Below are 1,315 nucleotides of genomic sequence, written 5' to 3'. Positions count from 1 at the left end.
GAGAACTTGCCCCTGTTGTCCGCACTCCATAGGCTGCCCGTTATGCGGACTTCCTGTCTTGCTGCTGGGCCGCGATCCAGCGTTGCTCAAACGTCATTGGGCTGACGTAGCCCAGCGTCGAGTGCAATCTTTTGTGGTTGTAGAAAGCGATCCAGGAAATCACCTCGTCCATGGCCTCGCGTCGTGTGGCAAATCTCCTGCCATACAGCCTGCCGACCTTCAAGCGACCCCACAGGCTCTCGGTGGGCGCGTTGTCCCAGCAGTCACCCTTGCGGCTCATCGAGGACTTCATCTCGTAGCCCGCCAGCGCCCTCTGAAACTCATGGCTGCAATACTGGCTACCCCGATCCGAGTGAAAGATCAGCCCCGGCGCAGGACGGCGCCGAAACCACGCCATGCGCAGCGTATCGGTGACCACGCTGGCCTGCATGTGCTCTCTCATGCTCCAGCCCACCACCTGGCGGCTGAACAGGTCAATGACCGCCGTCAGGTACAGCCAGCCCTCATCGGTGGCGATGTAGGTGATGTCGCTGCTCCACACCTGGTTCGGCGCCGCTGGCGTGAAGTTGCGCGCCAGCAGATTCGGCGCAATGGGCAAGTCGTGTTTGCTGTCGGTGGTGACGACAAACTTTCTCTTGCCCCTGGCCTTGATGCCGTGGCGCTGCATCAGCCGCCTGACACGCTCCTTGCCCACCCGAATGCCTCGGGCCAGCAACTCCTTCCACATCTTGGGCCAGCCGTATTCCTGCTTGACCTCGGCATGGATGGCCAAGATGTGCACCAGCAAGGCTTCGTCGCTGATGCGCCTGCTGGTCCCCGGCCCGCCGGGCTTGCCGGCATCCTTGCGTCGCCAGTGCTCGAAGTAGCCGCTGGCGCTGACTCCCAGCACCTCACAGGCCAACGTGATCGGCCAGCGGGCCCTGTGCTTGGCAATCCAGGCGTACTTCACAGCGATTCCTTGGCGAAGTACGCCGTCGCTTTTTTTAAGATGTCGCGCTCCATCTTCACCCGGGCCAACTCGGCACGCAGGCGCGCCAGCTCCATTTGCTCTGGCGACACCGGCTTGTCGCCGGCCCCTTTGAGTTGCCCTCTCTCACTGAGCCGCACCCAGTTGCCCAGCGTCTGCACCGGCATGCCCAGCACCTTGGCCGTCACCGGCACCGCCTGCCCGCCTTTGACCAGTCGCACCGCCTCCAGCTTGAATTCCAGCGTGTACTTGCCACGGGCTTGCCCGTCTTTCCTCTTGCTCATCTCTCATCTCCAATTGCTGAATTTAACCATCAGCTATGGAGTGCGTTTTTCGGGGGCAAGATCA

The 1,315-nt window shown here is 61.8% G+C and carries 1 protein-coding gene; it reads right to left on the bottom strand.

The features are described 5' to 3' along the window. Positions 1-40: 40 nt before the first annotated feature. Positions 41-1,251, bottom strand: a protein-coding gene (locus B0E49_RS00015; protein WP_502688684.1) for an IS3 family transposase whose coding sequence is annotated in 2 segments (ribosomal slippage) — positions 41-990 and positions 990-1,251 — 1,212 coding nt in all. Because the reading frame shifts where the segments join, the coding sequence is not laid out codon by codon here. Between the last annotated feature and the right edge of the window lie 64 nt (positions 1,252-1,315).

Origin of the sequence: Polaromonas sp. C04, from assembly GCF_002002705.1 — a bacterium.
In the GTDB taxonomy this organism is placed as follows: Bacteria; Pseudomonadota; Gammaproteobacteria; order Burkholderiales; family Burkholderiaceae_C; genus Rhodoferax_A.
Note: the sequence above shows the minus strand (reverse complement) of the source record. Positions and strands in the feature narration are given on the sequence as shown.